At 44.6% G+C, this 24,446-nt stretch carries 19 protein-coding genes (1 of these 19 cut by a window edge); 14 read left to right on the top strand and 5 right to left on the bottom strand.

Going from position 1 to position 24,446, the window contains the following annotated elements:
- The first annotated feature begins 57 nt into the window (after positions 1-57).
- From NKI27_RS16330 to NKI27_RS16300, 6 genes are all read left to right on the top strand, one after another.
- Positions 58-597 (top strand): GspH/FimT family pseudopilin, encoded by a 540-nt coding sequence (locus tag NKI27_RS16330; RefSeq protein WP_265047093.1) that lies wholly within the window; start codon positions 58-60, stop codon positions 595-597.
- Complete coding sequence (gene pilV / locus NKI27_RS16325) at positions 584-1,105, top strand: type IV pilus modification protein PilV (RefSeq protein WP_265047092.1); 522 nt, start codon at positions 584-586, stop codon at positions 1,103-1,105. The genes NKI27_RS16330 and pilV overlap by 14 nt, the downstream gene beginning before the upstream one ends.
- On the top strand, positions 1,106-1,930 hold the full coding sequence (locus tag NKI27_RS16320; RefSeq protein WP_265047091.1) for a PilW family protein: 825 nt from the start codon (positions 1,106-1,108) through the stop codon (positions 1,928-1,930).
- 32 nt (positions 1,931-1,962) lie between these two features.
- Positions 1,963-2,511 carry a pilus assembly PilX family protein gene (locus NKI27_RS16315; RefSeq protein ID WP_265047090.1) on the top strand — a complete coding sequence of 183 codons (549 nt, stop codon included), beginning with the start codon at positions 1,963-1,965 and terminating at the stop codon, positions 2,509-2,511.
- 31 nt (positions 2,512-2,542) lie between these two features.
- Entirely contained in the window at positions 2,543-7,591 is a 5,049-nt protein-coding gene (locus NKI27_RS16310) for a PilC/PilY family type IV pilus protein (protein WP_265047089.1), read from the top strand.
- Positions 7,592-7,653: 62 nt separating this feature from the next.
- Positions 7,654-8,073, top strand: a complete 420-nt coding sequence (locus NKI27_RS16300) for a type IV pilin protein (protein WP_320109433.1) — start codon at positions 7,654-7,656, stop codon at positions 8,071-8,073.
- A gap of 1 nt (position 8,074) precedes the next feature.
- On the opposite strand, the gene NKI27_RS16295 is transcribed toward NKI27_RS16300, so the two are convergent.
- Positions 8,075-8,632: a GspH/FimT family pseudopilin gene (locus NKI27_RS16295; RefSeq protein ID WP_265047088.1), complete on the bottom strand. Its 558-nt coding sequence runs from the start codon at positions 8,630-8,632 to the stop codon at positions 8,075-8,077.
- A gap of 143 nt (positions 8,633-8,775) precedes the next feature.
- Here NKI27_RS16295 and thiO point away from each other — a divergent pair, with 143 nt between their 5' ends.
- Positions 8,776-9,882 carry a glycine oxidase ThiO gene (gene thiO / locus NKI27_RS16290; RefSeq protein WP_265047087.1) on the top strand — a complete coding sequence of 369 codons (1,107 nt, stop codon included), beginning with the start codon at positions 8,776-8,778 and terminating at the stop codon, positions 9,880-9,882.
- A gap of 9 nt (positions 9,883-9,891) precedes the next feature.
- Here thiO and NKI27_RS16285 read toward each other — a convergent pair whose 3' ends face one another.
- Together NKI27_RS16285 and NKI27_RS16280 are read right to left on the bottom strand one after the other, a co-directional pair.
- Entirely contained in the window at positions 9,892-11,253 is a 1,362-nt protein-coding gene (locus NKI27_RS16285) for a sigma-54-dependent transcriptional regulator (protein ID WP_265047086.1), read from the bottom strand.
- 12 nt (positions 11,254-11,265) lie between these two features.
- Positions 11,266-12,921, bottom strand: coding sequence for a sensor histidine kinase (locus NKI27_RS16280; protein WP_265047085.1), 1,656 nt, complete (start codon positions 12,919-12,921; stop codon positions 11,266-11,268).
- A 141-nt stretch (positions 12,922-13,062) separates the two neighbouring features.
- Here NKI27_RS16280 and NKI27_RS16275 point away from each other — a divergent pair, with 141 nt between their 5' ends.
- Entirely contained in the window at positions 13,063-14,691 is a 1,629-nt protein-coding gene (locus NKI27_RS16275) for an NAD+ synthase (protein ID WP_265047084.1), read from the top strand.
- A 46-nt stretch (positions 14,692-14,737) separates the two neighbouring features.
- On the opposite strand, the gene NKI27_RS16270 is transcribed toward NKI27_RS16275, so the two are convergent.
- On the bottom strand, positions 14,738-15,562 hold the full coding sequence (locus NKI27_RS16270; protein ID WP_265047083.1) for an outer membrane protein assembly factor BamD: 825 nt from the start codon (positions 15,560-15,562) through the stop codon (positions 14,738-14,740).
- Between the two features lie 330 nt (positions 15,563-15,892).
- Between NKI27_RS16270 and rluD the strand changes: the two genes are divergently transcribed.
- The 3 genes from rluD (at position 15,893) to clpB (ending at position 20,319) form a co-directional block, all read left to right on the top strand.
- Positions 15,893-16,849, top strand: coding sequence for a 23S rRNA pseudouridine(1911/1915/1917) synthase RluD (gene rluD, locus NKI27_RS16265; RefSeq protein ID WP_265047082.1), 957 nt, complete (start codon positions 15,893-15,895; stop codon positions 16,847-16,849).
- Between the two features lie 3 nt (positions 16,850-16,852).
- Entirely contained in the window at positions 16,853-17,614 is a 762-nt protein-coding gene (pgeF, locus tag NKI27_RS16260) for a peptidoglycan editing factor PgeF (RefSeq protein ID WP_265047081.1), read from the top strand.
- Positions 17,615-17,736: 122 nt separating this feature from the next.
- Positions 17,737-20,319 carry an ATP-dependent chaperone ClpB gene (gene clpB / locus NKI27_RS16255; protein WP_265047080.1) on the top strand — a complete coding sequence of 861 codons (2,583 nt, stop codon included), beginning with the start codon at positions 17,737-17,739 and terminating at the stop codon, positions 20,317-20,319.
- Positions 20,320-20,392: 73 nt separating this feature from the next.
- Here the strand turns inward: clpB and NKI27_RS16250 are convergent, their stop codons facing one another.
- On the bottom strand, positions 20,393-20,842 hold the full coding sequence (locus tag NKI27_RS16250) for a DUF4124 domain-containing protein (RefSeq protein ID WP_265047079.1): 450 nt from the start codon (positions 20,840-20,842) through the stop codon (positions 20,393-20,395).
- A 491-nt stretch (positions 20,843-21,333) separates the two neighbouring features.
- Between NKI27_RS16250 and NKI27_RS16245 the strand changes: the two genes are divergently transcribed.
- The 3 genes from NKI27_RS16245 to pssA form a co-directional block, all read left to right on the top strand.
- A complete protein-coding gene (locus NKI27_RS16245; RefSeq protein WP_265049544.1) occupies positions 21,334-23,052 on the top strand; it encodes an acetolactate synthase 3 large subunit in 1,719 nt (572 codons plus the stop codon).
- A gap of 2 nt (positions 23,053-23,054) precedes the next feature.
- A complete protein-coding gene (ilvN, locus tag NKI27_RS16240; protein WP_265047078.1) occupies positions 23,055-23,546 on the top strand; it encodes an acetolactate synthase small subunit in 492 nt (163 codons plus the stop codon).
- Positions 23,547-23,756: 210 nt separating this feature from the next.
- Positions 23,757-24,446, top strand: the 5' portion of a protein-coding gene (pssA, locus tag NKI27_RS16235) for a CDP-diacylglycerol--serine O-phosphatidyltransferase (protein ID WP_265047077.1). It continues 147 nt past the right edge of the window; the window shows 690 of its 837 coding nt (coding positions 1-690); the start codon lies at positions 23,757-23,759; the stop codon falls past the right edge of the window.

Below are 24,446 nucleotides of genomic sequence, written 5' to 3'. Positions count from 1 at the left end.
AGACATTTATTTGCTCATTGGGTAGGGTAACGCTAGGAATTTTTGTAGAGATTACTTATGAATAATAAAGGTTTTACGCTGATTGAGTTGCTGGTAACCATAGCAATTTTGTCCATTATTGCAGTTATTGCAGTCCCTTCATTTGGTCGAATGATTGAAAATAACAAGATTGGCAGTTCACGAGACGGCTTGCTAAATGCGCTTCAGTATGCACGTACAGAAGCGGTAACAAGAAATAGAACGGTCTCTATCTGCCCTTCGTCAAATTCAACCTCTTGTTTGGCAACCACAGACTGGAGTACGGGATGGATTGTTTTTGAGGATAGCGCCTCAGGCACTACACCAACAGTAGGCAATATTATCCGTGTATATGAAGGGGTGACAGGCTTTACTATTAATTTTGTGACTGAGGGTGTGGTGCCATCGCCCATCAATAATTTTTTTCGATATGAACCAACAGGCATGTTAGATACGGGGTTTGATTCTGGCACGTTCGCATTTTGCGACCCTGACGGCGAGGCCACGGCAAGAGCTATTATATTAGGGGTAACGACAGGAACAGTTCGAACAGGAGCGGAAGCTGATGCAGGCTGTTAATAAACGAGATAAACAAAGCGGTGTCAGCTTAATAGAAGTGCTAGTTACTGTATTGATATTAGCGATTGGGCTTCTAGGCGTAGCTAGCTTACAGTCTTTAAGTTTAAAAGGCGGCACTCAATCATTTTTAAATTCTAGGGCTCAGATGGTCACAAGTGATTTGGTTGATCGCATGATGGCAAACATGGATAGCGCGGTTGATGGTGACTATGCAGGGACACCTGTAGCTGCAGAGCCGACGCCTAATTGCCATACCGCATCTTGCAGTGGCGCTCAAATGGCGGCTCATGACTTGTGGCAAGTTAGCGATAGAATGACCAACGAGATGCTACTCCTTCGAGGCGCATTAAGTGTGGCTTATGATGCCGCTACTCGAGAATACAGTATTGCCATAACCTGGGACGCAGCGGTAGGAGGGGGCGCAAGCGGCGGGTCTTATACGGCTTCGACTTGTACAGCAGCTGACAATAACAATTCGGGTTGTATGTTTACAGCGGTGAGGTTTTAGATGATTACTCATTCACACACTCGGCAGACAGGGTTTTCTCTTGTTGAGCTTATGATCGCTATGGTACTGGGCCTTGTTTTAATGGCGGGTGTTATACAAATATTTTTAGGCAGTAAGCAGACGTATAGCGTGGTTTCAGCGCAGTCACATACACTTGAAAACGGTCGGTTTGGGTTGTTTTTTATTTCTCGTAGTCTTAGGCATGCCGGGTATTGGGGTACCATAGGGGTAGAAAGAAAATTCCCAGCAGTTGCAGAGTTTACAGAGGGTACATCCATTACCTTTGGTCGAAATAATGATGCGACAAATGCAGACATTGAAGATGGAACTGATGAGATATTTATCCGGATGACAGGTGCACCAGATGGCAGTATTGAAACTTGTTTAGGGTCTAGCCTGCTCAACAACCAGTTGGCTGTTGATCACTATTATATTCGTGCTGTAGACCCTCTCAGTACTGAAAATATACCTAGTCTGTACTGTTCATCACGAGTATATGGCTTTACTGCTGAAACCCACACGCTTGGTGCATTGGTTAGCTCAGATGACCAACCATTGGTAAATGGCATTGAAAACATGCAGATACTTTATGGCATAGGCTCAGCAAATGAAGTCACGCAATACGTAAACTCAACAGGCGTAACGAACTGGGAAGACGTGCGAGCGGTTAAGGTGGCGTTGCTAAGTGCCTCCAATGAAAATACAACCGGAGTCACCAACACTATTACCTACAACTTATTAGATGAATCGGTGACCGCACCAGGTGATGGCCGGCCGCGCATGGTGTTTCAGCAATCTGTATCTTTAAGAAACTTTATACCTTAGAACTGCTTGCTAGTTAGCAAGAGGAATAAATTATGATTTTTAACACTCAATTAAAACCAATGCAGCAGACGCAGACAGGCGCGGTACTTATCGTCGCACTGGTGATGTTGCTGTTGGTGACCATTATAGGTACAAGCGCAATAAATATGTCGACGCTAGGTACGAAAATGACCTCTAACTCTCGCGATAACCAAGTGGCTTTTCAGGCGGCCGAGTCTGGCTTGTTTGCAGCCGAGGCACTGCTGTCCCCAGATGTAGATATCCCCGTCGTTGGAACAACAGACGGCTATATGTCAGCGACCTTGTCCTCCGGTTGGTGGGAAAGTGCGGCGACAGCTTGGTGGTCGAGTAATGGAGAAGCAATCTCTAGTTATAACGGCCAGACAACCCCTAGGTTTGTTATAGAGCAGCCAGACATTAAGTCGGCTGATAGCGCAAGTAGTGTACAAGATTTAAGTGTAGGTGTTCCAAAACCAGCAATGTTCTACTATACCTCAACATCCAAAGGTGAAGGCCCAGGCGGTGCTACAGTGCATTTGCAAAGTGTCTATGCACGAAAAGTCTATTTAAATACGCCTTAGTCTAGTGGGTTAAGCAACGGAGATATTGATCATGAAAATAAAGCAAATGTTACATACTGCTGCTTCAGGCTTAATCGTCATGGCCGCCAGTATGCACCCCATAGCGGTAAGTGCAGCCACGCTAAACTTAGAGTCCGCCCCGCTGTTTGTATCGTCAACAGTGCCACCTCTCTCCATGCTTGTTATGGGGCGGGATCATAAGCTTTATTATGAAGCTTATAATGATGCGTCTGATTTGGATGGCGATGGCGTTGTTGATGTTGGTTATAAACCTAGCATTGATTACTTCGGATATTTTGACTCTTACCGCTGTTACGATTATGACGGCTCATCAGACCGGTTTGAGCCTAAAGATGCGACAACAGATAAAACCTGCTCATCAGTTAGTGGCAGCTGGAGTGGTGACTTTTTAAATTATGTCACAACAGCACGTATTGATGCGCTTCGTAAGGTATTGTATGGAGGCTATCGTGATATAGACACTGCATCGCTTACGGTGCTTCAGCGTACACATATTCCACAAGATGCCCATACATGGGGTAAGGAATATGACCCAGCCGCTAGCCCAGGTTACAACATTTCAGATTACACCAACTTGTCTGAACCAAAGCCAGGTACACGACACCTTTTTGCTAATGTGACGTTAACCGGTTCAACAGAGCCTCTTATGAGGGTGTTAAACGATACTAACTTTAGAGTGTGGGATTGGGTATCCCGGCAGTTGCCGGTAGCCGGCTCTAAGTGTGGTGCAAGCTCAAATTGTGCCACTGGAGGTGGAAGTATTTGGGAGGTAGTACCTGATACGGTATTAAGTAATCTTTTTCGTAGAACATATGATATTTCTGGCACAGGTAGTGGTCACCCTAATAATCATGCTGACTATAACAATTGGATAACAAACTATGCAGTAGCTAGTCGTTTAGATGGCTCAGGCCCTATGACAACAATTCAGGGTAACAACAATCCTTATGGCGATGATGATAACTATCTTACCGTTATAGATGGGAATCTTACTGTGCCGGCTAATGGCAATTATACCTTTTCAGTCGATGGTGATGATGCGGTAGAGTTTATTATAAGAGACCCTTCAGGCGACCACGTTCTTGGTTGGTATGGAGGCCATGGCGCAGCTAATAATGATTCCCATAACGATACATTCTATTTGTTAGGTGGCTATAACTACACGATTCAATTCCGTCATGAAGAAAGAGGCGGCGGGGATAGCTTTGTATTACGCTGGAATAAAACGACCGAGAGCTCGGTTATTACAGACTATGAGGTCAATGTCGAAGTTTGTCGTGCGGGTAAGCTAGAGACCAATTGTCAACAGTATCCGAATGGCAACTATAAACCCACAGGTGTCCTGCATAAGTATGGTGAAAATGATTCGATGATGTTTGGGCTTTTAACGGGCTCTTATGAAAGTAATACACAGGGCGGTGTTTTACGAAAACAAATAGGTTCCTTGACTAATGAAATCAATGCTACAAACGGAACTCTTACATCTACGGTAGGTATTATTAAAACGATTGATGCACTTCGAGTCGATGGCTTTACCGGTAGCCAGTACGGTTGTGGCTGGATTGTAAATAGAGCCATCAATAATGGCGAATGTAGTATGTGGGGCAACCCTGTGGCAGAAATGATGTACGAAAGCTTGCGCTATTTTTCAGGTGCAAAAGCTGCTCACCCTTCATTTGATTATACTAACTCTGGCAGTATTGATAATAGTTTAGGTCTGCCTAAGGCTGCATGGAATGACCCCTATGATACAGCGGATAATGGATATCCATACTGTGCTAAGCCATTCCAATTAGTGATTAGTGATATCAACCCTTCTTATGACTCAGATACAGTACCGGGGTCTTATTTTAGCAGCATGGCGGCCGATAGTGCTCTGCCTGGACTGCATGCAAAAGACTACGGCGACACCATCACCATCGGTGAAGGTGATGTTAAGGGCATGAAGTACATTGGGCAATCTGAAACCAATGAAGGGAAAACACCACAACCTAAAAATGTTGTTAGTTTAGGAACAATTAGAGGTTTGGCTCCAGAAGAGCCTACCAAGCAAGGGAGTTATTATGCTGCTTCAGTAGCCTATTACGGTTGGTTAAATGATATTAGCGGGACCACTGCTGAGCCAGCAGCTGTAAGTACTAAAAAGGATTCGAGATACAAGCAAAGACCCAATACGTTCTCTGTGGCTTTGGCATCTCCATTACCTGAAATCAGTATCCCTGTGGCTGGCGGAAACAATGTTACGCTGGTGCCGTTTGCTAAATCGGTAAGTGGTTACGGTATTAGTTCAGGCGTAAGTGACTTTCAGCCTACTAACCAAATTGTTGACTTTTATATTGAAAGTTTAGGGGCTACAGAAGGTAGCTTCTTGGTTAACTTTGAAGATGTTGAGCAAGGTGCTGACCACGATATGGATGCTCTTGTAAGGTATCGTTATAAGCTGGATGCTGCTGGAACTGTGACCGTGACACTCGAATCCCTTTTTGCATCAGGTTCTATCAATCAGCACATGGGTTATGTTATTTCAGGTACCACTCGAGACGGTGTTTATTTAGAAGTTAGGGATACGGATAGTACTGACCACAATGGTTATTACCTTGATACGCCTCCTGGTGTTTGGGCGGGTCAACCAAGAGGGACAGATGATCTCCCTTTAGTTGCTGTACGAACTTTTTCTCCCGGTTTAACTCCTGGCGCATCTGTACTTAAAGACCCGTTATGGTATGCAGCAAAATGGGGTGGTTTTGTCGATAAAAATGATGATGATACACCTGACCTTCAAAGTGAGTGGGATGAAGATGGAGACGGTGACCCTGATAACTATTTCTTAGTCACTAACGCATTGGGGCTAGGTGCTCAATTAGCTAAAGCATTTGATGAGATTTTGGCACGAAGTGGTTCATCGGCAACGGTAACCGTTAACTCTGGCGCATTGGGAACCGACACATTGCTTTATCAAGCCCTTTTTGATGCAGAAAAATGGACGGGGTCTGTGTTGGCCTTACCTGTTCAACCCGATGGAACAATAATACCGGGTAGTGAGGTTTGGAATGTTAAGGATCGACTTAAAGATCAAGCAACAGGTACAGGTCACTCTACCGTTAGAGAAATATTGACATATGATAGTGCGAATGAGGAGGGCATACCTTTCCGTTGGCCTTCTGACTATAGCAGTCCTACAAGTGGTGAGTTAGCGCCAGCAGAGGTTGCTGCTTTGTTAGCGGGAGTAACTACTGATCAGCAAAATTATGGTGCTGATCTTCTTAACTATATTCGTGGTGATGACGCTCAAGAGCAAGGTATTGTAGGGGCTAGTAGAGCCTTTAGGACAAGAGATGGTAATGTGTTAGGGGATATTGTTCATTCGGACCCTGCATATGTACCTCGGCCTGGTTTTTTCTATAAAGATACTTGGGATGTTATTGGTGCAACATCGGCTCCTGAAAATAGTGCTACACAGAAATATAGCGATTTCAGAGCACGCTTTAAAGACCGTAAGCCTATGCTTTATTTTGGCGCCAATGATGGCATGTTTCATGGTGTCAATGCTTGGGCCGATAACGCTTCGGGAGGAGGGCAGGAAGTGCTAGGTTATGTGCCTACGTCAGTCTTCTCTAACTTAGGAGAGCTTGCACGACCCTCTTATTCACACCGGTATTATGTTGATGGTCCAACGGGTTTCGGCGATGTATTCTTTGATTCAACGGACTCATTGTGGCACACCGTTGCTGTAGGAAGTTTACGAGGCGGCGGACAAGGGCTATTTGCATTGGATATTACCGATCCACATGGCCTTGATACAACTTCTGACTATAGCTCTTTTGATGAAAGTAATGCCTCAGACCTTGTGTTATGGGAGTTTACAGATGCTGATGATGCTGACTTGGGGTATACCTTTGGAAAGGCTTCTTTAGTTCGAATGGCCAACGGTAAGTGGGCTGCCTTGTTTGGTAATGGCTATAACAATACAGAGGCTGATGCTAATGTAAGCAGCACAGGTAATGCAGTGATTTATCTAGTTGATGTTGAAGACGGAAGCATTATCAAGAAGCTAGATACAGGCGTTGGAATGGTAGATGATCCAATGTCAACAGGTAGGCCAAACGGTATCTATGAACCAACACCTATTGATACCAATGGAGATAATATTGTTGATTATATTTATGCCGGCGACTTGTTTGGTAATGTGTGGAAGTTTGATGTGTCTTCTAATAGTACAACAAACTGGAAGAGCTATTTCCTTTCAGGAACTGATCCAGCACCACTTTACGTTGCTAAAGACTCAGCAGGTAACCAACTGCCTATAACCACTAAAGTTCAAGTGAGTACGCACCCGTATCATAAAACAGGTCATAACTATATGGTCTATTTCGGGACTGGTAAATATATAGAAAATGGCGATAACAGTTCTTCAGGAGAGTTAACTCAAGCGTTCCATGGGCTTTGGGATAATGGCACTACTATTACAGGGCGGAGTGCATTACTGAAACAGTCTATCATTAAAGAGTCAACTCTGAAGGATGCTGGTGGTGACTTTGTTGGTAACTTCAGGCTGGTCACTGATAACGCAATTAATTGGGAGGGCGCGACACCTCACAGAGGTTGGTATATGGACTTGTTTAACACTGAAGGCTCAAATACCAATAACTATGGCGAGAGACAGGTCAGTAATGCTGTGGTGAGGAATGGCCGAATTATATTTACTACGCTAATCCCATCGACAGATCCATGTGCCGCAGGAGGAACGGGCTGGCTTATGGAGATGGATGTCGAAAATGGTGGCGCTTTAAAAGATAGTCCATACGATACAAATAATGACGGAGTCATAGACTCAAAAGACTTAATAGACACAGATGGTGACGGTGTTGGGGATACGGCCGTTGGCGGTATTCAGCCAGGAGGAGAAGATGGCGGAATTCCTTCAACACCTGCCATTATTGATGACCCCAATAGCGGTAATGAGTTTAAAGAAGTGGGTACCTCAACAGGCAAGATAGAGTCAATACTTGAAGGGGGCGCTTCGACTCAGAAGAGACAAAGCTGGCGAGAAGTTAGGTAACCTATAAAGGCACTGAAGGCTGTCTAAGGTGATAGTCTTCAGTAAAAGGAGAATTATTAGAAATGAAAAAAGATAGAGGCTTTACTCTGATAGAGTTGGTTATTGTGGTTGCAATCATTGGTATTCTGGCTGCGGTTGCATACCCTGCTTATACCAATAGTATTCAAGAGGCTCGCAGAGCTGATGCCAAGTCGGCTTTACTTCAGCTCGCTCAAGCACTCGAACGATTCTATAGCATTAATTACACCTATGCAGGCACTGGCTCAGGTGGCAACAGCGGGGCACCTTTGAATACGGTATTTGCGCATACAAAAACACCGTTTGAAGGAAGTGCTACCTTTTATAACCTAACGTTGGCTGTCACCGCTACTAGCTATACATTAACGGCAACACCCGTTGGGCCTCAGTTGAGCGATAAGTGCGGAACCTTGACGCTTAATCAAGCGGGTAGTAAAACTCCTACTACCAACAACTGTTGGTAAGTTAATTTGGACAGTTGAGCTTAATACCTCGACTGTCTTCATGAATGCCATCCTTGTTTTTATCAGATGATAGCCTGGTACGACCTGCCATACTGAGCGTAAATTTTCTTGCTGTATTCGCCTGCTGGTTAGCCCCACAAAACTGAATGTTGCCTGGACTTCCTTGAGTATACCCTTCGGGGCTATATCGAAAATAGGGTTTGTTAGATGGTTTTTTTGCTAGAGGTTGGGTTATATTGAATAGCTTAGATGTTATCCAAATCGTTTCGTCATGGTCGACCATCGCGTTTTTGTTTCGATCTGAAAACGCAATTATTGGCTGCTCCCACTGATAGCTGCAATTGACTGAGTCATCTGAGGGACAGACGGTTATATAGTCTTGAGTATCTATTGCTTTTTGACGAGATGCTGAAAAAAGCTGTCTTAAGGAGAGCAGTTGAGCGTCAACTTGGGTTTGATTAATTGAACTAGAAAAGTTTGCAATACCAAGCCCTGTTAATAGGGTGATTATTGCGAGAGTGATTAAAACTTCTATTAATGAAAGTCCACGACAATTCATAATATCTTCCTTGATTATGTGAATGTAGCTAAGTTTTGCCATCCATTGGCAATGACTTTATTATCATAAAATAAGAAATGCCTTTCAACACCACACACTAGTTTTTTGGTTTTTAATGTGAAAATTCTTCAAAAAGAGTACTAATGAAAACAATCATAATCGGCGCTGGCGCCATTGGCATGATGCAAGCGAGAGAGCTTGCGCAAGCAGGCGTTGAAGTGACGCTGATCGATAAAGGTCTTTGCGGTAAAGAAGCTAGCTGGGCGGGCGGCGGGATTGTATCGCCACTTTATCCTTGGCGTTATTCTGAACCAGTAACCGCACTTGCGGCTTGGTCTCAGGGTTATTACAGCAATCTGGCAGAGTCACTCGAGGCAGAAAGTGGTATTGACCCAGAACTTACTCGCCATGGTTTAATGATGCTCTCTATTGAAGATCAAACCGAGGCGCTCGAGTGGGCGGCGGCGCATAATAACTGGGCGGCGTTGATTGAAAAAAATGAAATATATAAGCTCGAACCAAACCTTCGGGAAGGGGTTCATGATGCCCTTTGGATGCCGCAAGTGGGCAGTATTCGTAATCCTCGACTCGTGCAGGCGCTTTATAAAAGTATCAAGAGTGAACCGTTAGTCACGATTATTGAAGAGGCTGCTGTATCTAGCCTAACCGTCGAGTCTGGTGTTGTGACAGGCGTCATTGTTAAAGATAACGTTATCAACGCAGATAATGTGGTTGTAACGGCGGGCGCATGGTCGGGCAATCTGCTGGAGGCGGTGGGGGTATCGTTACCGGTCGAGCCTGTCAGAGGTCAGATGATTTTATTTAATGCAAAGCCCGGTATTGTGAATCGTGTTGTACTGAGCGATGGAAAATACGTCATTCCTCGAAGAGATGGCCGAGTGCTAGCAGGGAGTACGTTGGAGTATGTCGGGTTTGATAAACAAACGACGGGTAAAGCAAAGCAGCAGCTCGCAGATACTGCTATTGATATGTTCCCTGCGTTGGCGGGCGCGCAAATCGAGCACCATTGGGCAGGGTTACGACCTGGCGCCCCTGAAGGTATTCCGTTTATTGGTGCGGTGCCTGAGATTAAGAATTTATATGTGAACGCCGGCCATTTTAGAAACGGCCTAGTGCTAGCGCCTGCAGCGGTAAGGGTTATGACTTCTTTACTGTTAGAGCAAGAAAGCCCTGTTAACCCAGAGCCTTATGCACTTAAAAATCGAATATTAAAACCCGAGGTGGCTTAGGGCGTTAATCTACTCCATATCTAACTTCTTCAAACGATACCGCAGCGCTCTAAATGTAATACCCAGCTTTTTGGCCGCAGCGGTTTTGTTCCAACGAGTCTCTTCGAGCGCTTGTTCTATGGTTTTTCTTTCTATGCCTTCTAAGAAATCTTCTAAGGAGGTGTCTTCACTTCGCTGTACTGAATTCTCTGAAAACTCCATCGCGCCATCAGGCTTGCTGGCAGGTCTTAGTTGTAGATCGCTGGTTTCGATTACATCATTCTCGCACAGTGTAAAGGCGCGCTCGATAATGTTTTCGAGTTCTCGCACATTGCCAGGAAAGTGATACTCTTTAAGGCTACTCATGGCGTCATCACTTATTTTGGCATCAAAGATATCACACTCTTCGGCTATGCGCTGCAATATGTGGTTTGCAAGCAAGGGGATATCGCTCTTACGCTCTCGAAGCTTAGGCACATCCAACTCGATGACATTGATTCGGTAGTAAAGGTCTTGTCGAAACTCTCCAGTTTCAACCAGTTCTGCCAAGTTTTTGTGAGTGGCGCTAAGAATGCGAACATCCACAGAGACTTCTTTTTGCTCCCCAACTGGGCGCACGGCTTTTTCTTGTATGGCTCTGAGTAACTTGACTTGCATACCTATGGGAAGGTCGGCGACCTCATCTAGAAACAAGGTTCCACCATTGGCAGCCTGAAATAGCCCTTCTTTGTTCTCTACTGCCCCACTAAAACTGCCTTTTTTGTGACCGAAAAACTCACTCTCCATTAGCTCGCTTGGAATGGCTCCGCAGTTTACCGGTACAAACGGTGCTTCTGATCGAGGTCCCTGAAGGTGCATCATTCGTGCAACGAGTTCTTTTCCGCTGCCTGATTCCCCGCTGATATAAACCGGTGCTTGGCTGCGTGCTAGTTTGCGAATTTGCTTTCGTAGGCGCTCCATTTCTGGTGATTCGCCTAGCAAAAGGTTTCCTGTTTCTACAGCTTCTTTACTTACTTTTTTCTCTTCGGTTAGTTTAAGTGCTGAACTGACAAGTTCACGTAGTCTGGCTAGGTCGACTGGTTTTGATACAAAATCAAATGCCCCAGATTTTAGTGAAGTAATGGCTGTTTCTACGCTGCCGTAAGCGGTAATGACAGCTACCGGAATTTGAGGGAAGTACTGCTGTATATGACAAACCAGATCAATGCCGTTGCCATCAGGTAGGTTCATATCTGTAAGGCAGAGGTTAAACTCTTGAGTCTCTAACAATGCCTTCGCCTTGGTTATATTCTCTGCGCTACAAGTATCTATTCCCATTCTCATTAGAGTAATCTCTAACAATTCTCTAATGTCCGGTTCGTCATCAACAATAAGGGCTGTTTTAATGGTCATTATGTTTGGTCACTAAATAATTCGTTTATGGTGTGCGAAGGTGATGCGAAATCGGCTGTCTGGACTGTTCTGTTCGCCTTGATGTTCTTCGCTTTCGCTTGTTTTACGCTCATCTTTATTCTGGGTGTCTTGATTTGTTTTATAGCGTGTCGATTGATTATTAGAATAATAATTGAGTTGTGCTTGATTGCTCTCACACAATTCTCTTGAGAGATAAAGGCCTAGACCTGTCCCGCTGCTTTCTGTTGTAAAGAAAGGCTCAAAAAGATGTTCGATGTCCTCTTCACTTACGCCGTGGCCTTGGTCAATAATATCAATAAATGCTAGGCCATTTCGCTCATTGATGCCACTACAAACGGTGAGCGTTGGTTTTCCAGTTACCTTTTCACTATAGCGCAGGCCATTATCAACAAGGTTGGTGACCACTTGCTCTATTTGAGAGGGGTCAAAGCGAGCGATCGGCGACTCCTCTTTTAATTTTAGTGTTATTTCAGGGGTGGGGCTGTGCGAAAGCGTATAGTCCTGAAAGAACTTGATCAGCCATTCATTGATATTGTTCTCAATGGCTTCTGGTTGCTTACGCCTTGAAAGCTGAAGAATACTTTCAACAATGCCGTTTACTCTGCCTGAGTGACGCTGGATGATGTCGGTCATGCGTGAGTCGGCAGAAGACAATGACTCAGATTCCGCTAACAATTGCGCCGCATGGCTGATGGCCCCTAATGGGTTTCGAATTTCGTGCGCAATACCGGCGGTAAGGCGCCCTAGAGAGGCCAATTTCATTTGTTGTGCTTGCTGAGATATTTTACTGGTATCTTCGATAAATATCAGTATGCCAGACCCTGTATCTTTTTTAAGTTGAGTGAAGTTGGCTTGTAACATTGTGCCTGAGGCGGATGTTTGGAAGGGTTCCGTCCGGATATTAGGGTTCGCTCGCCACAAATCCTGCCGTTGTTTTAAGGGGGCAGGTAGTTTTCGTTCGTCATCCACATTGAGTAGAGAGAGTGCGGCTTGGTTGAGAAGCCTGACATTCCCAAATTCGTCTGTCACGACGATGCCTGTTTGCATTCGCTGTATGATTTGATGGTTGAGCTTTTCAAGTTCGACAATGTTTTTTGCTCGTACCTGAGCCAGTTCTTCACTTTGGCTAATTCGTGTGGAAATATTTTGGAGTAAAAAGGCAGCGGCAAAATAGATAATGCCGAGCAGTCCTGCCCGCACCACACCGTCAACCTTGTCATCGTAATTAAATACTTGGTTTAGCTCTATGCCCAGCGAGGCTAAGGCTGCCAGTGCCGCGAATAGGGTCCCAATCCTCCCTCGAATAAGAATGTTACCCGCCGCAACGCTGATGACTACGAGGTTGCCCAGTCCTGTCTGGACCCCGTTGCTCGCGTACATAAGAATATGCAATATAATAATGTCGAAGATAATGGCTGTGATGATATGTTTTGAGTTTGCCTGAAAGCCCGCAAGCAGAATAAACGCTGTAAAAACATTGATCGATAAGTAACAAATAGCCGTGATTTGATAGAGCGCCGATCTTTGCTGTGCAGGGTCGATGAACGATATGTTAAAAAACACTGCGCCGACTAAAATCAAGCCCACAACAATTCGGTAGTGATTGTAAAAACGGAAAAGCCGAAGGCTTTGTGCTGAATGCTCCAATCCTGACTCCAGGTGATTTCGTACTGAAATGATTAATCTAGTCGTTCCAATGTGTTAGATTCAGTATAATACCTCATTACTTGTCTCACAGAGAGTCTGTGAGATTATTATCAAATTTGTGACAGCAGTGTGTGGTTATCTATGTCCGATCAGTTACGTGTAGTAATGGCTCAGCTTGATTTTCTTGTGGGGGATATTCCCGGCAATACCTCAAAGGCGGTTGAGGCTATCGAGCAGGCTAGCCAGATACATCAGGCCGATATTATTGTTTTCCCTGAGCTAACCTTAACGGGTTATCCGCCAGAAGACCTTTTGTTAAGACCTAGTTTGCAGCTCCGGATAGAGCGGGCAGTCGAAGATGTTAAGCAGGCAGCTAAAGGAATTGCGGTTGTTATTGGTTATCCTTGGAGGGATGATGGGCAGCTATTTAATATGGCGGCGTTTATTGCTGACGGGGAGGTTGTTCAGCTTTATCGAAAGCAGTTCTTACCGAATTATCAAGTTTTTGATGAAAAGCGTTACTTTGAAACAGGGCATGAGCCGAGTGTTGTTCAATTTAGGGGGTTAAAAATTGGCTTAACTGTTTGTGAAGATATTTGGCATGAAGCCCCTATAAAACAGCTTGCGGCAGAGAATGTTGATCTAATCCTTAATTTAAATGCCTCGCCTTTTCACGAAAACAAACTTGGACAGCGCAAAGCGTTACTTTTCCGACAGGCGTCTGAGCACAGAATACCGATTGTCTATGTCAATTTAATGGGAGGGCAAGACGAGCTTGTGTTTGATGGTGGCTCAATGGTCGTTGATCTTGATGGTCAGTGTGTTGTCAATGCGCCAGAGTATCAAGCGGGTTTGTATCCGGTAGATTTTAATTGCGAAGCAGCGTGCAGGCCTATTCCTCAGACGCTTCATCCAGAGCTTTCGTCAGAAGCGAGAGTTTATAATGCGCTCGTGTTAGGCGTTAGAGATTACGTGAATAAAAATGGATTTAAGTCGATTGTGTTAGGGCTCTCGGGCGGCATTGATTCGGCACTAACACTGGCAATTGCTGTCGATGCTATAGGTAAAGAGAGAGCTCATGCCGTCATGATGCCCTTTAAATACACTTCTAGCATGAGCATTGAAGACGCTGAAGCTGAGGCCGTTGCGTTGGGTGTCAAGTACGACGTGTATTCTATTGAGCCTATGTATAATGCATTTATGAAAACCCTAAGCGAGCCATTTAGTGGTTTGGCGCCCGATACAACAGAAGAGAATTTACAGGCGCGTTGCAGAGGGGTTCTGTTAATGAGTCTATCAAACAAGTTTGGTTCACTGGTGCTGACAACAGGTAATAAAAGTGAAATTGCTGTGGGGTATTCAACGTTATACGGTGATATGGCAGGTGGTTTTGATGTGCTTAAAGATGTACCCAAAACTTTAGTGTATAAGTTATCGCGCTATCGAAATACTATTTCACCTGTTATTCCTGAGCGTGTTATTGAGCGACCACCATCTGCTGAGCTGGCCCCCGATCAAAAAGATCAGGATAGCTTGCCCCCCTACGATGAGTTAGACCATATTCTATATTTATATGTCGAGTGTGATTACAGCGCGCATGCGATTGTTGCTGAAGGGTACGAACGCAGTATTGTAGAGCGGGTTATACGCTTAGTTGATGTGAATGAGTATAAACGAAGGCAGGCACCTATTGGTGTGCGTATTACTGAAAGGGGGTTTGGTAAAGACCGGCGTTACCCGATTACATCGGGCTGGAAAGCGGGGGAGTAATCTGCCTTGGCTGAGAGCGTTAAAGCGCTCTCAGCCAATCGGTTTTCTATTCAAATAAACCAAAGGTTACTACGCCGAGTAAAGAGCGTTGCTGTTTCTGAATTTCACTAGGTTTAAACCTCATAGACTTATCAAAAGATTCACTATCAGGGAAGTTTGCTGCTAAAACATCCAACGCATCATCGGCTTGGCTACTCATACCTAATAATCGATATGTCTCCACCATAATAGTGAGAGCGGGCTCAACTGCAGATGTGTTTGGGAAGTTTTTTACGATATGGCTTGCTCGGTTAGCGGCGGCGATATAGGCCTCTCGTTTTAGGTAATAGCGCGCAGCATGTAATTCGTATTCTGATAAGCGATTTCTAATTTCGACCATGCGTTGCTCCGCATCGGCTGCATAATTGCTATTGGGGTAACGGGTTAAGAGTTGTGAAAAATCATCAAAAGCTCTTCTCATCTCACCAGGATCGCGTGATGTGACATCAACTGCAGGGAAATACTGAGACGCTAAACCAATGTCTAAATTATAAGAGGCGATGCCTCTAATGTAATAGGCATAATCTGCATGCGGGCTTTGAGGGTGGAGACGAATAAAACGGTCTGCAGCGGCTCTAGCGCCTTCGAGGTTGATGTTGTTGTAGCGGGCGTAAATAAGGTCAAGTTGTGCCTGCTCTGCATAACGCCCAAAAGGATAGCGTGTTTCGAGTGCTTCTAAATTTTTTGTTGCTAGCGAGAAGTTTTTGGCGTCGATAGCCGCTTTCGCTTCGTCATAATATTCTTTTTCAGTTAGTTCAGGGTCTGGCGTTGACGCGCAGGCACCTAACAATAAAAGCGTGGCGGTTAATGTGAAACGGTGGAGAAATCGCATTTATATTTTGTGTCCGTAGAGAAAGTGCAGTTAACTTATTATTTCTGGGAATATGCGTTTTATTACGCCCCAGTAAAGGATAAAAGTCTTTAGTCGCGCTATTATTCCATAACTAAGGCATTTGGAATAGGTGTTGAGTGACCTCATATCTAAAAACCGACGGGTAGCGGGGTATGAAAAGCCGCGTTCCGCCGTTAAAATGCGACAGTTATATTGGTCATATCGATTATATGGCTTTAGAATTTGTCATCTCAGCAATATATCGCCGCACAAGCACTTGTTGCGGTCGAACGAAATTTACTGCGGCGGCACTAAAAATTAGGACAATTAATGTCAGAAGTTATAGAAGCAGATTTTATTATCCCTGTGTCACTTGGCGAGCAACGGCTTGATAGGGCGTTAGCTGAACTCATGCCTGAGCATTCACGCTCTCGCATCCAAGGCTGGATTAAAACGGGCGCAGTGACCGTTAATGGCCAAGTCATTAGGCCAAGAGATAAAGTGTCAACTGACGATGTTGTAGGTGTCCATGCGGAAGTTGAATCTCAAGAACGTTGGGAAGCAGAAGATATTGCGATCGATATTATTTATGAAGATGACGATATTATTGTTTTAAATAAACCCGCAGGGTTAGTTGTTCATCCGGCGGCGGGTCATGCATCTGGTACTTTGGTGAATGCGTTACTTCATCACTACCCCGATATCGCTAAATTACCCCGAGCGGGTATTGTCCACCGTCTAGATAAGGACACTACGGGATTAATGGTAGTGGCTAAATCTTTAGTGGCGCATACATCGATTGTAGATCAGTTGCAAACTCGAACTATGGGGCGAGAGTATGAAGCAGTCGTGACGGGCGTCATGACTGGCGGGGGCTGCATAGAGCAAGCAATGGCTCGGCACCCTCAAAACAGAATTAAGATGGCCGTTCATCCCTTTGGTAAGCCTGCTGTAACACACTATCGGCTTATTGAACGGTTTGATGCGCACACACATATTCGTCTTAAACTCGAAACGGGGCGAACTCACCAGATACGTGTTCATATGACACACTTGCATTACCCGCTAGTGGGTGATCCTGTTTACGGTGGTCGTTTGCGTTTACCGGCGGGCGCTTCAGAAGAGGTGGCTGATGCCGTGCGCCACTTTAAGCGACAGGCGTTACACGCTAAGAAACTAACTCTTATCCACCCTGCGACCGGTAAAGAAATGTCTTGGGAAGTTGACCTGCCTGATGACATGTTATATCTACTAGAGATGCTGAAACAGCATCACGCCGAGGAGTAACGGATGGCTCTTAATGAGTCTTTTCTTGTGCCTAAGTGGCCTTTGCCTGAAAATGTTCGCGCATTGGCTACAACTCGCTTAGGCGGCGTGAGTCTGCCGCCTTATGACTCGTTTAATCTGGGGGATCATGTTAATGATTCGCCTGATCACGTTCTTCAAAATAGAAACAAACTGGCTGCTCGATGCCAACTCCCCAGTCGTAATCTCCAATGGTTAAATCAAGTTCACGGTAATTTTGCTTGCGAGGCGCTTACTGATGGTGTGGTAAGAGACGCTGATGCGTCCTACACCCAAAACCGAAATACAGTTTGCGCCATTATGACTGCTGATTGCCTGCCAATATTGCTGTGTGACAAACAAGGTCGGCAGGTGGCCGCGGTTCATGCAGGCTGGAGAGGTTTGGCGGCAGGTGTTATCGACAACACGTTGGCGACATTTCCGCAGTCATTAGAGGTGACTGCTTGGCTTGGCCCCGCCATCGGTCCTTCTGCATTTGAAGTTGGGCAAGACGTTGTTGATGCGTTTACTTCTTCCGTAAACGATCATCTTTTAGCGTTGGTTAGACGAGCGTTTACGCCAGTTAACACGACTGAGGGGAAATGGTTGGCTGATTTATATGCTCTCGCCCGTATTCGTTTGAAAGCATTAGGTGTGACCGATATCCATGGTGGCGAGTACTGTACATGGAATAACCACCACCAGTTTTACTCATATCGCCGTAGTGGCGTCACTGGGCGAATGGCCTCTTTGATCTGGCTGACTTGAAACTTCCTCTATAAGCCCCTACATAGTAGTTAATAGAAATTAATCCCTACACCAAGTATGTATATTGCGAAGATGTTGTTGGCTTGGCGATGGGGATGACTTGCCGCTTATCGGAGTAAAAAATGAGAATGGATAAACTAACCAGCCGATTGCAAACAGCGTTATCCGATGCTCAGTCAATCGCCATTGGTAAAGACCACAATTTTATCGAGCCTGTACATTTAATTCAGGCATTAATTGACCAACAAGGAAGCAGTGTTAGCGCATTGCTTAAACAGGCAGGGGTCGATGTGCCTACCTTTAGAAAAAATGTTGCTCAGCAGATCGCGTTATTGCCTCAGGTTAAAGGCGGTGATGGCGATATCCATATGTCTAATGATCTAGGGCGGCTTTTAAATAAATCAGATAAATTATCGCAAGAGCGTCAAGATCAATTTATATCGAGTGAGTTGGTATTGTTAGCGGCCCTAGAAGACAAGGGTGTAGTGGGCAAGCTTTTAAATGATGCAGGTGTTGATCGCAAACAATTAGAAGGCGCCATAGAGCGCATTCGAGGTGGTGAAACAGTGAATGATCAAGGGGCAGAAGAGAATAGACAAGCGCTTGAGCGTTTCACAATTGACCTTACCGCGAGTGCAGAAGAAGGCAAGCTAGACCCAGTTATTGGTCGCGATGATGAAATACGACGCACGATTCAAGTATTGCAACGTCGCCGTAAGAACAACCCTGTTTTAATTGGTGAGCCGGGTGTTGGTAAGACGGCTATTCTTGAAGGTCTCGCGCAGCGCATTGTAAACGGTGAAGTGCCTGAGGGGCTAAAAGGCAAGCGTGTATTGTCTTTAGATATGGGGGCCTTGATTGCGGGTGCTAAGTTTAGGGGGGAGTTTGAAGAGCGGTTGAAAGGTGTACTAAATGATTTGGCCAAGCAAGAAGGTCAAGTGATTTTGTTTATTGATGAAATTCATACCATGGTGGGGGCAGGCAAAGCAGAAGGCTCTATGGATGCAGGCAATATGTTAAAGCCTGCACTTGCTAGAGGAGAGCTTCACTGTGTAGGGGCAACCACACTAAATGAATATCGTGAATATATTGAAAAGGACGCGGCACTTGAGCGACGCTTCCAGAAAGTATTGGTTGAAGAGCCAAATGTAGAGGATACCATCGCGATTTTAAGAGGTTTAAAAGAGCGATATGAAGTTCATCATGGGGTTGAGATTAATGATGGTGCAATTATAGCGGCGGCGAAGTTATCTCACCGCTATATTACTGATCGCCAATTACCAGATAAAGCCATTGATTTGGTGGATGAGGCGGCAAGTCAGATTCGTATGGAAATGGACTCAAAGCCTGAAGCGTTAGACCGGCTTGAGCGAAGACTTATTCAGTTAAAAATTGAACGAGAAGCGCTTAAAAAAGAAACTGATCAAGCTTCTAGGCAACGATTGGCCGATATTGATGCGGTGATCAAAACCGCCGAAAAAGAATTTGCAGACCTTGAAGAAATCTGGAAAACAGAAAAAGCAGCACTGCATGGATCGCAAAAGATAAAAAGTGATCTCGAGCAGGCGCGAGTTGAGTTGGAGGCGGCTAGGAGAAGTGGCGACTTGGCGGTAATGTCTGAATTACAGTACGGCAAAATACCAGAGCTAGAGCGACAGCTAGATATGGCGAGCCAAGCTGAAATGATGGAAATGACCCTTCTCCGAAATCGTGTTACAGATGAAGAGATTGCCGAGATAGTGTCCAAATGGACCGGGATACCGGTTTCAAAAATGCTAGAGGGCGAGCGTGACAAATTGTTGCGTATGGAAGATGATTTACATGGTCGGGTTATTGGTCAGACAGAAGCGGTAAAAGCGGTTTCTGATGCTGTGAGGCGATCTAGAGCTGGCTTGGCAGACCCTAATAGGCCTAATGGCTCGTTCTTGTTCCTTGGCCCAACAGGCGTAGGTAAAACAGAGTTATGTAAGGCATTGGCATCATTTTTATTTGATACAGATGACGCAATGGTCCGTATCGATATGTCAGAGTTTATGGAAAAACACTCTGTTGCTCGCCTTATTGGTGCGCCTCCGGGTTATGTCGGGTATGAAGAAGGCGGCTATTTAACAGAGGCTGTTAGGCGTCGCCCTTACTCGGTTTTATTATTGGATGAAGTCGAGAAAGCTCACCCTGATGTGTTCAATATTCTGTTGCAAGTGCTAGAGGATGGTCGATTGACTGACGGTCAAGGCCGGACGGTTGATTTTAGAAATACGGTTATTGTGATGACATCCAACCTTGGCTCTGATGTTATTCAAGCGATGGGTGGAGAAGAAGAGCAGTATGATCAGATGCGGAATGCGGTGATGGAAGTTGTGGGTGGTCATTTCCGCCCTGAATTTATCAACCGGATTGATGAGGTTGTCGTTTTTCACCCATTAGGGTCAGCGCAAATTCAAGGGATTGCTGCAATACAATTGCAATTACTGAATGCGCGATTGGCTGAGCAAGAAATGAGTTTGGAGATGACTGACGAAGCGATGGGTAAGCTTTCTGAGGCTGGTTATGACCCTGTTTATGGTGCTAGACCTCTGAAAAGGGCTATTCAGAAATGGATAGAGAACCCACTTTCACAAGACTTACTTTCTGGTCGTTTTAAGCGGGGAGATGTGATTCAGGGTGTCGTTGAAAATGACGCCTTAGTTTTTAACGCTAAGCATTAAAAATAGCTATCTCATAGTAAGCAAAAAAACGCGGCACTTGCCGCGTTTTTTTGTGCTAAAGCGTTATTAACGCTCAGCTGCAAGCGTCTTCTATGATTTTGTTCATTTCTTCTTTTTTAGCATTGATTTCTTCCGGTGTCATATATCGCAGTTCACCATTTTCCTCTATGCGAATTCGAGAGTTATTTTCGATAGTCTGGAGGTTGTTTTTAGCTTGGCTGCAGCGTAATTTCTGTTGCTCTTTAACTTTATCACCTGCTTGCTGTTCTTGTTTCGCTAAATCCTCCTTCTCCTGTTGCTCTTTAATAGTGTCCAGTTGGTCGATTGGTGATGTGCGGGGTGCAGAAGATCTAGATTCAACTCTGAGTGTCTCTGTTTTTGCGCCTTCTGGTCGCTTATCACCATAATGAATCACGCCGTTGTCGTCGGTCCATTTATACACATTGGTTGCATGTGAATGGTTGGTGGCTAGCGAAAAAGTAAGGATCGCAGAAGCGATAAGTAATGCGTGTCTTGGTTTCATGTCACTCACGTCAGTTGCTTTCAAATTAAGTCTTGAAGGTATGATGGTAAATCTAATATAACGGCGCATCTTTTAAAATACAAAACCCGTATTTACTTAACTATAGACATAAATTAATAAAAATGACCGATAAAATTAAGAAAATGCGACATATTCTGGCCGAATAAGCCAATTACTATTGACTATCGTTTGGTTGGTGTAGAGAATTGTTGGTTGCCCAAGTCAGGGGGGTATCTACAGCAGGTAACCCCGAGCAGTAATATTGTTGAAGCACGTATAGCATTGTTGTTGAAATCCATTTAACGGCAGTCATTTGTATAAATGATGCAGCTCTAAGTCACTAACAGGTGGTTTAGATGATCAGGAGATAACCTCTCAAGATTTGTTGTGCGTGTGATGTCTATCTGATATCAGTCTTCATAAGAGATTGATCCTCAGGCTCCCTGGATTGGTGGTTGCTTCTAAAAACACAAATGAGAGGGTGGTTTACCGTGGAGCTATTGTCTGGCGCTGACATGATAGCCCGTTTTTTACAAGACGAGGGCATTGAGTACATTTACGGATACCCAGGTGGGTCCGTACTGCATATCTATGACGCGCTATTCCGTCAAGATAAAGTAAAACATATTTTAGTAAGGCACGAGCAAGCTGCGACGCATATGGCTGATGGTTATGCGCGCGCGACTGGTAAAGCCGGTACTGTATTGGTGACGTCGGGGCCGGGTGCCACGAATACTATTACGGGTATCGCTACCGCCTTTACTGATTCTATACCGATGGTTGTATTGTGTGGGCAGGTCCCTTCTACGCTAGTAGGTGAAGATGCGTTTCAAGAAACTGATATGATGGGTGTTTCAAGGCCTGTCGTTAAGCATAATTTGACTGTCCGGCATCCTTCTGAAATCCCAGAAATCCTTAAAAAAGCTTACTATATAGCACAGACAGGTCGTCCTGGGCCGGTTGTTGTTGATATCCCAAAAGATATGACGACGCCTAATGAGCGATATGAATATGTTTATCCCAAAAAGGTTAAATTACGTTCATATAACCCTGTTGTAAGAGGTCATTCGGGTCAGATTAAAAAAGCTGTTGATATGCTTTTGGCGGCAAAACGTCCTGTTTTGTATGCTGGGGGCGGTGTTATTTTGGGTAAAGCTTCAGATAAGCTTAAAGAAATCGCACAATTGCTTAATTATCCTGTAACGAACACGTTAATGGGGTTGGGTAGTTATCCTGCAACAGATAGGCAGCATTTGGGTATGTTGGGTATGCATGGAAGTTATGAGGCCAATATGGCTATGCACCATGCTGATCTAATCGTTTCAATTGGGGCGCGTTTTGATGATCGTGTAACCAATGCTATTGATAAGTTTTGTCCGGGTGCTCGAATCGTACATATCGATATTGATCCAGCTTCAATATCAAAAACGGTTGAAGTGGATGTTCCAATCGTAGGGCCTGTCGACTCGGTCCTTAAAGAAATGCTGGCACTTATAAAAGAAAGCAAGCAAAGCCCTGATGAAGATGCTTTGGCTTCTTGGTGGAAGACTATTGATGGCTGGAAGGCGTTTCATGGTGGTCGTTTTGAGCCCTCAAAAGACAGCATAAAGCCTCAGCAGGCTATTGAAGCGCTCTATAAGGTGACAAAGGGTAATGCTTTTGTGACGTCCGATGTTGGGCAGCATCAAATGTTTGCCGCGCAGTACTATAAGTTTGATAAGCCAAACCGCTGGATTAATTCTGGTGGCCTTGGGACGATGGGGTTTGGCTTCCCTGCTGCTATGGGGATAAAGTTAAACTTTCCTGATGAAGATGTCGTTTGTGTAACGGGTGAGGGGAGTATTCAGATGAATATTCAAGAGCTTTCGACCTGTAAGCAGTATGATCTTCCAGTTAAGGTGTTAATCTTAAATAATCAGTCTTTGGGTATGGTTAAGCAGTGGCAAGATATGAACTATGAGTCTCGTCATGCTCAGTCTTACATGGAGTCGTTGCCAGACTTTACTAAGCTGGTAGAGGCGTATGGACATGAGGGGCTTACAGTTGAAAAACTTGAGGATCTTGAGCCGACACTAGAGAAAGCCTTTGCAATGAAAGATAAGCTGGTATTCATTAATGTCTTAGTTGATCCGCACGAGCATGTATATCCTATGCAAATCGCTCGGGGTTCTATGAAGGATATGTGGTTAAGCAAAACGGAGAGGACTTAATAATGCGTCGTATTATCTCAGTATTGCTTGAAAATGAGCCGGGAGCACTCTCGCGAGTTGTCGGGTTGTTTTCTCAGCGCAACTATAATATCGAAACTTTGACTGTTGCTGCCACAGAAGATCCAACGTTGTCGCGTATGACAGTGACAACGCGAGGATCAGATAAAGTGATAGAGCAAATCACCAAGCAATTGAATAAGTTAATTGAGGTGGTGAAGCTTGTTGATTTAACTGAGGGTGCACACATAGAGCGAGAGCTCATGCTAATTAAGCTTAAGGCTTCAGGCTCTCAGCGGGCTGAAATTAAGCGTACAGTTGATATTTTTCGCGGACAAATTGTTGATGTTACTAGCTCGATCTATACTGTGCAGCTTGCAGGCAATAGTGATAAGCTCGATGCATTTATCCAAACGATTGGTGCTAGCTGTATTTTAGAGGTGGTTCGTTCAGGTGTATCGGGTATTGCTAGAGGCGAAAAGGTATTAAGTCTGTAAATGCTTGGTTAGTTTGTCATAGGTATTGAATTTTACTTATGAAAATCAAAAAAACGTCCTTCAGTTATAGTATAGCTGCTGGGCGTTTTTTTGTATGAATCTAGCGCTTATGGAGAGTCTTAACTAGGTTTAATTTGATAGCTTATCAAATTAAGTTTTCTGGTGTTATCATATAACTTTAAAGTACTAATAAGAAAGGTCGTATTACCTATGAGTGATCATCGTGATTCATCGGAAGAAGCAATTGATTCTAATCCTCAGGTTGGCGCGTCTTGCCCTGATGATTTGGGTGCAGAGGTTATTGAGGAAGAGGTTGTGGAGGGCTCGTTGATCAGAAGAAAAGGTGTCTATTTGCTGCCTAACTTATTCACAACTGCTTCTTTGTTTTCAGCTTTTTATGCTATTGTTGCTGGGATGAATAGTGATTTCGATAAGGCTGCAATTGCTATTTTTATCTCAATGATACTTGACGGTTTAGATGGTCGAGTAGCACGTATGACTAATACTCAAAGCAAGTTTGGAGAGCAGTACGATAGCCTTGCTGATATGGTTGCATTTGGTGTTGCTCCAGCGTTGGTGGCTTTTTCGCTAAATTTAAATACTTTAGGTAATTTAGGGTGGATCGGCACCTTTATCTTGGTGGTTGGTGCGGCCTTAAGGTTGGCTCGCTTCAATACGCAGATAGGCTCAGTGGATAGCCGTTTTTTTGTTGGGTTGCCTAGTCCCGCCGCTGCGGGGGTTGTGGCGGGCTTGATATGGATATACCACATACACGGCATAGGCGCTTCAACATTCTCAGCTCTGCTAATGCTTGTTGTTGTGGCGGGTGTTGGTATCTTGATGGTGAGTAATATTCGATATTACTCGTTTAAAGATTTAGATCTTAAGCGTAGGGTTCCT

Source organism: Alkalimarinus alittae, from assembly GCF_026016465.1.
GTDB classification, from domain to species: Bacteria; Pseudomonadota; Gammaproteobacteria; order Pseudomonadales; family Oleiphilaceae; genus Alkalimarinus; species Alkalimarinus alittae.
Note: the sequence above shows the minus strand (reverse complement) of the source record. Positions and strands in the feature narration are given on the sequence as shown.